Consider the following 6886-nt stretch of genomic DNA (forward strand, 5'->3'; position numbering starts at 1 on the left):
GCCGACGCCGATGCTGACGCTGCCGCGGATGCTGACACCGACGCCAACGCGGACGCCGACGCCAACGCGGATGCCGACGCTGCTGCGGACGCCGATGCCAACGCCGACGCTGCTGCCGACGCCGACGCCCAGGCTGACGCCGACGTGACGCAGGCGCTGCCCGACACGGGTGCGCCGAGCAACCTGCTGCCGTTCCTGTTCCTGGGCCTGGCCCTGGTGCTGTTCGGTGGAGGCGTTCTCCTCAACGAGAAGCGTCGCCAGATGCTCGCATCCTGATCGACCCCAGCACGACCGCCGCTGCCGGTGACCCGACCAGGTCACCGGCAGCGGCGTTCCCGGACCCGGGAACGAACACGCCTAGGATGGAGACCATGTCGGTGACGAGCACGGATGTGCCTGCTCCCCGGCCGTGGCAACGGCGCATCGTCGTGGTCCTCGCGGTCCTCGCGGTGGCGCACTCCGTGGTCCTGGCGTTCTGGTTGTCGCCGCAGAGCCCGGTCCGCCAGGTCATCGGCGGACGCGCCCTGGCGACCTACGTCAACCCGTACTTCGAGCAGTCGTGGAGCGGGCTGGCCCCCAACGCGCAGTTCGTGGACGAGTCGTTCCTCGTCCGGGCCCAGGTCCGCGACGAGGACGCGAAGAAGAACCGCGTCACGACGTGGATCGACATCACCGCCGGGGAGAACGAGGCGCTGCGCCACGACCTCGACCCCGCCCGCACCCACCTCATGGCCCGCAAGCTGGCCACCAACCTCAACGGCGCGATGTTCGGACTCAACGCCAAGCAGCGCGCGCTGGTGCGCAAGACCTACACCAAGGACCCGACGACGCTGCTGCGCGGACGCCTGCTCGCCGCGGGCGAGGACCGGCGCGCGGCGGTCGAGACCTACATGACGTACGACCTGATGGCGACGCGGTTCGCCTCGATGTACGCCCAGGCCGGTGTCGAGGGGCGCGTCATCGCGGTGCAGTACCGGGTCGGGCGGCGCACCGTGCCGCCGGACTCCGAGCGGGCGACCAGCTCGCTGCACGACAAGGACTTCCTGTGGTTCTCGTTCGGCTACCGCCTGGGCTTCCGGGCGTCCTTCGAGGCACAGTCCGCATTCGACGACTACCTGAAGGACTGAACGAGTGATCGAGCTCGGACATCGACTCATCGAGGCGCCCCGGCGTTGGCTCGTGTCGACGGAGGACTGGCTGCTGGCGGAGCCGCGGGCGATCCATGGCGCGGCGCTGTGCCGGATCGGCACCGCGTTGTCGGTGCTGGGTCTGCTCGTCGCGAACTTCTCGAGCCGCGACGTCTGGGTCGGGCAGGGCTCGATCTGGGCGCAGCCCGTCCGCGAGCTGAGCCAGTTCCCCGAGCTCGCCCTGCTGGACGGGGTCAGCGGCGACATCCTGACGGCGTTCTACGTCGTCACGATCGGCGCCGCGCTCGCGATGGCTCTCGGCTGGCACGCCAAGGCCGCGAACGTCGTGACCCTGGTCGGCTTCATCGCGATCGTGGCGCAGAACCCTGTCGTCGGTGACGAGGGCGACAACCTCCTGCGCATCACCCTGCTGTGGCTGCTGCTGATGCAGACGGCCGACTTCTGGTCACTCGACGCCCGCCGCCGCGAGCGCCGGGTGGCGGCCACGGACGGATCGGTCAGCGCCATGCGCCAGGCGTGGGACGGCGAGCGAGTCTTCCCGTCCTGGCTGTCCGCGGGGCTGCACCACGTCGGCCTGATCGGCCTGATGACGCAGACGATCCTGCTGTTCACCGCCGGCGGTCTCGACAAGATCTCCCAGGACGTCTGGCAGCGCGGGACGGCGCTCTACTACACGATGCAGCTCCCGGAGTTCCGTCCCTACCCGTCGCTGTCCGACGCGGTCACCAACCGGTCGCTCGTGCTCGCTGCGCTGACCTACCTGGTGCTGCTGACCCAGCTGTTCTTCGGTCCGCTGCTGCTCCACCCCCTGACCCGCCGCATCGTGCTGTTCCTGACGATCACGGTCAACCTCGTGCTGGCCGTGCTGCTCGCGCTGCCGTGGAGCTCGCTGGCGTTCATCGCCCTGGCGGGCCTGTTCGTCTCGGGCGAGACCTACGAACGCTTCGACGAGTGGCTGCGTGCCACGCTCGCGCCGGTCGGTGACTGGCTGGTGCTGCGCTGGTACGACGTGCAGGACCTCGGTGCGGCGGTGCTCGACCGGACGCTCTGGGCGGCCGTCGACCGGGTCCGGGCCGGCGTCTCCCGACGCTGAGCGGCCGATAGGCTCCCTCGGGTGAAGACGCTCGTCAACGTCCTGCTGGGTCTCATCGCCGTCGCCGTCGTGGCGGCGGTCGTCCTGTTCTTCACGACCAGGAACGCCGAGGAGGAGGCCAACGAGGCCGTGGCGCCTCCGACGGAGAAGATCGTCTACATCTCCACGAAGGGTGTCGTCACCAGCATCGAGCGGCGACTGACCGCGAAGGTCGGCATCCCACTCGCGGCACAGTGCCCCAAGGAGGTCAGCGACAAGATCGGCACGACGTTCCGCTGCAACGTGCGGCGGACGAGCGACGACCGGCGGCTCGCGATCGCCAAGGTCACGATCAACGGGCCCCGCGGTCAGTACAAGTGGACGTCGAAGCCCGCGCCGCGGCCCACGGCGACGGCGACCCCGGCGCCCTCCTGAGTCACCAGATCGAGACGCGGTCGGCGGGCTCCAGCCACAGGGCGTCCTCGGCTGTGACGTCGAACGCCTCGTAGAACGCGTCGATGTTGCGCACCACCTGGTTGCAGCGGAACTCCGGCGGGGAGTGCGGGTCGACCGTCAGGCGGCGGACCGTCTCGGCCGGGCGGACCTTGGACTGCCAGGCCTGCGCCCACGAGATGAAGAACCGCTGGTCGGGGTTCAGCCCGTCGATCGGGTCGGCGGACGGCTGCGTGAGCCGGAACGCCTGGTGCGCGATGCCGAGCCCGCCGAGGTCGCCGATGTTCTCCCCGATCGTCAGGGAACCGTTGACGGTACGTCCGTCGGCTCCGACGGGGGACAGGTTGTCGTACTGACTGACCAGGGCGGAGGTCAGCTGCTCGAACGACTCGCGGTCCGTCTCGGTCCACCAGTTGTTGAGCGCGCCCGTGCCGTCGTACTGCGAGCCCTGGTCGTCGAAGCCGTGGCCGATCTCGTGGCCGATGACGGCGCCGATCGCGCCGTAGTTGACCGCGTCGTCGGCGTCGGCGTGGAAGAACGGCGGCTGCAGGATCGCGGCGGGGAACACGATCTCGTTCATCGTCGGGTTGTAGTAGGCGTTGACGGTCTGCGGCGTCATGTACCACTCGTCGCGGTCGATCGGGGCGCCGATCTTGGCCAGCTCGCGGTCGGTCGCGACGGCGATCGCCCGACGCATGTTGCCCAGCAGGTCGTCGGGGGTGGTCTCGAGCGCCGAGTAGTCCCTGAACGCGTCGGGGTGCCCGATCTTGGGGTTGAACGAGTCGAGCTTGTCGTGGGCGCGCTTCTTGGTCTCGTCGCTCATCCACGGCAGCGCCGTGATGCTCTGGCGGTAGGCCTCGAGGAGGTTCTCGATCAGCTCGGTCATCCGCTCCTTCGACGTGGGCGGGAACTCGGTGCGGACGTAGATCTTGCCGACCGCCTCACCCATCGAGCCCTCGACGAACCCGACGCCGCGCTTCCAGCGGGGACGGAGCTCGTCGGTGCCGCTGAGCGTGCGGCCGTAGAACTCGAAGTTGGCGTCGACGAACTCCGACGACAGATAGGCCGAGGCGCTGTGGACGACCTGCCAGCGCAGCCAGTCCTTCCACGCGTCGAGCTCCTCCTCGACCAGGAGGGTCTCGAGGCCCTCGAGGAACGACGGCTGCGAGACGACGACCTCGGCGATGACCGAGAGCGAGATCTCCGCACCGACGGACCAGGTCGCCCAGTCGAAGGTCGGGGCCAGGGCCTGCAGCCCCTCGGTGGGCAGCAGGTTGTAGGTCTTCTGCGCGTCCCGGCAGGCGACCCGGTCCCAGTGGAACGACGCCAGCCGGCTCTCGAGGTCCATGATGCGGGCGGCACGATCGGCGGCGTCGTCCAGGCCGGCCAGTCCGAGCAGGGTCGTGAGGTGCGCGACGTACGCCTCGCGGATCGCGGCCGACTCGTCCTCGCGGTAGTACGACTCGTCCGGCAGGCCGATGCCACCCTGGCCGAGGTGCGCGATGTAGCGGTCGGGGTTGCCGCGGTCGGGGGCGATGTACATCCCGAAGACGCTGCCGACGCCCTGACGGTCGAGCACGCCGAGCGCCGCGACGAACCCGGCGATGTCGGTGATCGCGTCGACCTGCGCCAGCTCGGCCGCGAGGGGCTGGGCGCCGAGGGCCTCGATGCGCTCCTCGTCCATGAAGCTCTTGTAGAGGTCGCCGATCTTGCGCTGCTCGTCGTCCTGCGGGTCGGCGGCGCAGGTCTCGATGATCTCGCGGACCTTGGCCTCGGCCTCGTCGACCAGGGTCACGAAGGAGCCGGCGGTGGCCCGGTCGGGCTTGATCTCCGCGGTCTCGAGCCAGGGCCCGTTGACGTGCCGGAACAGGTCGTCCTGCACGCGGACGGAGGGGTCGAACTGCGTCATGTCGATGCCGTGGGTCACGCCGTTAGGCTACACAGGTGAGCAAGAATCTTCCGGCCCGTCTGACCGTGATCCGGACCGAGGAGGTGACCCGCTCGATGGTGCGGGTCGTGCTCGGCGGAGAGGGTTTCGCGGACTATCTCCAGCGCGATCTGTCGCTGCCGCAGGTCTACACCGACAAGTACGTCAAGCTCGTCTTCCTGGCGGACGGCTACGACTACCCCGAGCCCCTGGACCTCGCCGTCGTCAAGGCGACGATGCCGCAGGAGGCGTGGCCGGTCCTGCGGACGTACACCGTCAGCTCGGTCGACGAGCACGACCGGGAGCTGACGATCGACTTCGTGGTCCACGGCGACGAGGGGATCGCCGGTCCGTGGGCCGCGCGCGCCCAGCCCGGCGACGTGATCCACCTGCGCGGGCCCAACGGGGGATACGCGCCGGACCCGTCGGCCGACTGGCACCTGTTCGTCGGTGACGAGGCGGGACTGCCCGCGATCGCGGCGTCCCTGGCGCTCCTCGGCCCGGACGAGCGGGCGGTGGCGTTCATCGAGGTGGGCGGGCCCCGGGACGAGGTCGAGCTGCTGACCGCCGCCGATCTGGAGCTGCACTGGCTGCACCGCGGCGACGCCGCGCCCGGCTCCACGACGCTGCTCGACGACGCGGTGCGGGCCTGGCCCTGGCGCGAGGGGCGCGCGCAGGCGTTCATCCACGGGGAGTCGGCGCTGCTCAAGAGCGTGCGGCCGTACGTCCTCGCGGACCGCGGCGTGGACCGCGCCGACGTGTCGGTGTCGGCCTACTGGCGGCGGGGGACGACCGAGGAGGGGTTCCGCGAGTGGAAGTCCACGCAGAACGACGCCGTCATGCGACCGGGGCCTCAGGGGCCCGTCGCTGACGGTAACCTCGTCGGGTGACTGAACTCCGCAACGTAGCCGTCGTCCTCGCTGGTGGCACCGGGACGAGGGTCGGGCTCTCGATCCCCAAGCAGCTCATCAAGATCGCCGGCAAGACGATCATCGAGCACACCATCGCGGCCTTCGAGGCCTCGCCGTTGATCGACGAGATCGTGATCCTGATGACGCCGGGCCACCTCGATCCCGTGCGGGCGATCGTGCAGAACGGTGGCTACGGCAAGGTCACCCAGATCGTCGAGGGCGGCCAGACCCGCAACGAGTCGACGAGCCGGGCCCTCGAGGCGCTCGGGACCGAGGAGTGCAACGTCCTCTTCCACGACGCCGTGCGCCCGCTGGTCTCGCAGACCGTGATCGGCGACGTCGTGGCCGCGCTGGCGACCCACGAGGCGGTCGACACCGCGATCCCGTCCGCCGACACGATCGTCCAGGTGCACGACTCCCCGGCCGGCGAGACCGAGACGATCGAGGACGTCCTGCAGCGCCACCTGCTCCGCCGCGGTCAGACGCCGCAGGCGTTCCGGCTGTCCGTGATCCGCAAGGCGTACGCGCTGGCGTGGCAGGACCCCGACTTCACCGCGACCGATGACTGCACCGTCGTGCTGCGCTACCTCCCCGAGGTGCCGATCGCGGTCGTCCTCGGCCACGAGCGCAACATGAAGGTCACCGAGCCGATCGACGTCTACATCGCCGACAAGCTCTTCCAGCTGCACTCGGCCGACACCCCGGACCAGCTGACCGACGAGCAGTACCGCGAGGCGCTCTCGGGCAAGACGATGGTCGTGTTCGGCGGCTCCTACGGGATCGGCGGCGACATCGCGGAGCTGGCCCGTGGGTTCGGGGCGAACGTGTTCTCGTTCTCCCGGTCCTCGACCAACACGCACGTCGACCGCCGCGAGGACATCGCGGCGGCCGCCGCGATGGTGCTCAAGGAGGTCGACTCGATCGACTTCGTCGTCAACACCGCCGGCGTCCTGCCGCTGGGTGACCTGGCGGACACGACGGAGGAGACGATCTTCGCGGCGACCGAGATCAACTACCTCGCCCCGATCTTCATCGCGCAGGAGTTCTACCCGCACCTGACGGCGTCGTCGGGCTCGCTGCTGCTGTTCACCTCGTCGTCCTACACCCGGGGCCGCAAGGGCTACTCGCTCTACTCCTCGGCCAAGGCCGCCGTGGTCAACCTGACCCAGGCGCTCGCCGACGAGTGGGCCGGCGAGGTGCGGGTCAACTGCGTCAACCCCGAACGTACGGGCACCCCGATGCGCACCAAGGCGTTCGGCGACGAGCCCGAGGGGACCCTTCTGAGCTCGATGGAGGTGGCCCGACAGTCGGTCAACGTGCTGGTGGCCGACCAGACCGGGCACATCATCGACATCCGCCGCGAGGCCGGGCCCGC

7 protein-coding genes are annotated in these 6886 nt (G+C 69.7%); 6 read left to right on the forward strand and 1 reads right to left on the reverse strand.

Annotated features, from left to right (window positions below):
* From JWQ91_RS03295 to JWQ91_RS03310, 4 genes are all read left to right on the forward strand, one after another.
* Positions 1–276, forward strand: a 276-nt coding sequence (locus JWQ91_RS03295; protein ID WP_297780794.1) for an LPXTG cell wall anchor domain-containing protein, incomplete at its 5' end; no start/stop codon positions are given.
* Positions 277–371: 95 nt separating this feature from the next.
* Positions 372–1127 (forward strand): DUF5819 family protein, encoded by a 756-nt coding sequence (locus tag JWQ91_RS03300; RefSeq protein WP_297780797.1) that lies wholly within the window; start codon positions 372–374, stop codon positions 1125–1127.
* Positions 1128–1131: 4 nt separating this feature from the next.
* Positions 1132–2241 carry an HTTM domain-containing protein gene (locus JWQ91_RS03305; protein WP_297780800.1) on the forward strand — a complete coding sequence of 370 codons (1110 nt, stop codon included), beginning with the start codon at positions 1132–1134 and terminating at the stop codon, positions 2239–2241.
* Positions 2242–2262: 21 nt separating this feature from the next.
* Entirely contained in the window at positions 2263–2655 is a 393-nt protein-coding gene (locus JWQ91_RS03310; protein WP_297780802.1) for a hypothetical protein, read from the forward strand.
* Position 2656: 1 nt separating this feature from the next.
* On the opposite strand, the gene JWQ91_RS03315 is transcribed toward JWQ91_RS03310, so the two are convergent.
* On the reverse strand, positions 2657–4582 hold the full coding sequence (locus JWQ91_RS03315; RefSeq protein ID WP_297780810.1) for a M13-type metalloendopeptidase: 1926 nt from the start codon (positions 4580–4582) through the stop codon (positions 2657–2659).
* A gap of 35 nt (positions 4583–4617) precedes the next feature.
* Between JWQ91_RS03315 and JWQ91_RS03320 the strand changes: the two genes are divergently transcribed.
* Both JWQ91_RS03320 and JWQ91_RS03325 read left to right on the forward strand, forming a co-directional pair.
* A complete protein-coding gene (locus JWQ91_RS03320; protein ID WP_297780805.1) occupies positions 4618–5490 on the forward strand; it encodes a siderophore-interacting protein in 873 nt (290 codons plus the stop codon).
* Positions 5487–6886, forward strand: a 1400-nt coding sequence (locus JWQ91_RS03325; RefSeq protein ID WP_297780807.1) for a bifunctional cytidylyltransferase/SDR family oxidoreductase, incomplete at its 3' end; no start/stop codon positions are given. The genes JWQ91_RS03320 and JWQ91_RS03325, both read left to right, overlap by 4 nt.

The organism is Aeromicrobium sp. (assembly GCF_025965075.1).
Taxonomy (GTDB): domain Bacteria; phylum Actinomycetota; class Actinomycetes; order Propionibacteriales; family Nocardioidaceae; genus Aeromicrobium.